At 45.9% G+C, this 501-nt stretch carries 1 protein-coding gene; it reads left to right on the forward strand.

What is annotated here, in order from left to right:
* A partial coding sequence (locus tag KP705_RS17045; RefSeq protein WP_215765127.1) for a hypothetical protein occupies positions 1-501 on the forward strand: 501 nt, incomplete at both ends.

Raw genomic sequence — 501 nt, forward strand, 5'->3', positions numbered from 1 at the left:
TCACAAAATATGTGACTAAGCCGAACGATATTGAGACGATGGAGGATGGCCATCTTGAGTGGTTCTATAATGAGACACTCAATACGCGACTGATACAGAGGTACGGATCGTTTAAGGAGTTCAAGGGGTCTCTTAATGATGAGAGGCTTCGCATCGTTCGAGATCAGTCTGATGGATCTCTGAAGATGATGAAGAAGCGTGTCATCAATGATGCTGAGCTTTTCACGAAGCGTGATGAAGGCGAAGCCACGATAGGTGTCCCTAAATCATTGGATATGTTCGGGCCCGATATTGCTATGGCTCTCTGTGTTGAGCCTTCTCTTGATGGTCGTGTCATCGTTGGTGATGAAATAAAATTCGAGCAGATGGAGAATAAGATTGTTGGGCTGATGCTCCCGCATCATGCTTTCTATAACGTCTCTGAACCCTGTCTTATGGTCCAGAATTATACGCAGACGCCTGACACTGCACTCGGCAAAAAGGCTCTCGAACTCATTGAAG

Source organism: Gluconobacter sp. P1D12_c, from assembly GCF_018812105.1.
Lineage (GTDB): Bacteria > Pseudomonadota > Alphaproteobacteria > Acetobacterales > Acetobacteraceae > Gluconobacter > Gluconobacter oxydans_A.